Source organism: Mucilaginibacter sp. P5_A6 (assembly GCF_056400585.1).
The window spans coordinates 1-1,279 of the sequence record NZ_JBFUKZ010000084.1; the positions used below are offsets into that span (position 1 = coordinate 1).

Annotated in this window: 2 protein-coding genes; both read left to right on the forward strand. The window is 36.4% G+C overall.

The features are described 5' to 3' along the window. The coding region (locus tag AC1DO4_RS27820; protein ID WP_477421038.1) for a glucosamine inositolphosphorylceramide transferase family protein at positions 1–841 on the forward strand (841 nt) is incomplete at its 5' end. Between the two features lie 9 nt (positions 842–850). Further along, positions 851–1,279: hypothetical protein (locus AC1DO4_RS27825; RefSeq protein ID WP_477421039.1), on the forward strand; the 429-nt coding region annotated here is incomplete at its 3' end.

Consider the following 1,279-nt stretch of genomic DNA (forward strand, 5'->3'; position numbering starts at 1 on the left):
TGGTTATGTTTTTCAAACCCCCGAAAATCTTATCCTCAGCCAACAACTAAATGGTAAAATTAAATGGCTTGAAGAAGATGATGCCGATTATGCGGCAGACCCTTTTGCTATAAACATAAACGGACGTACGTGCCTATATTATGAAGAACTCAAATTCTGGAAAGGCAAAGGAGAAATTATGATGATTGATTCCATGAGTTTTGACAATAAAAGAAAGGTAACCGGTATAACTGAACAATCAATACATCTATCGTACCCTCACATGTTTGCCGCGGACGATAATTTGTATTGTATCCCTGAAACAGGAGCGGCAATGGAGATTGCATTATACCAGGTTGATGTCGAAAACCCGTATAAGTTTAAGAAAATCAAAGTAATAGTAGCAGGTCATAAATTTGTTGATAGCTCAATAATATATTTTAACAATAAATATTGGCTATTTACCAGCATATCGGGGAAGCAAGGAGAACTTTATGTGTTTTATTCAGATACTTTAGAAGCTGAATTCAAAGCACATAGCTTAAACCCTATTGGTGTTGCTTCAAATGTAAGCAGATCCGCAGGCAGGTTATTTATTGTAGGGGAAAAATTGTATATGCCAAGTCAGAATCCCGAAAAACGTTATGGAGGTTCGATTATAATAAATGAGGTCACAACCATCACCGAAACAGATTTTCAATACAATAGCGCTTTTGAACTACTGCCACAGTTTCCATATGATCAGGGGTTACATACCATAAATTTTGTCGGCGACCTGCTTATTGTTGATGGTAAGCGTAAAGCATTTAGTGTTTTAGGACCCGTGAAAAAGCTGATCAGAAAAATGTGGAACCTTAATTAATCTAAGTAAATGCCTGATCAAAAAAATAAGTTAGTTTTTGTTTCAATGTCTGACAAAGCTAATGGCGCAGAAAGCATATTGCTTATGGGGGCCCGCGCCAGTAATTCGCCGTTGATTTTTTTAAAAAAATCAGCAGATGGCGGATTAAAAATACCTGACGGGCATAGCTTTAAATTTGTAACCGATAAAAGCATGTTGATTGGTTTTTACGGACTTATAAAGTTATTAAACCCTTATCGAAAGGGGTATATTATAATTAGCACTCATCCTTATTTAAATGCTTACCTGGGTTTTTTGAAACGGGTAGGTTACATAAAATCAAGGCTTATAGTTAGGGAGTGTACATCTGTTTTTACAAGATATAAGGGTTTAAAAAAATGGAGTTACCAGCTGGCATACCGGCTGGGGTACCCTGCAGTAAATTTAGTTGTTTGTCAA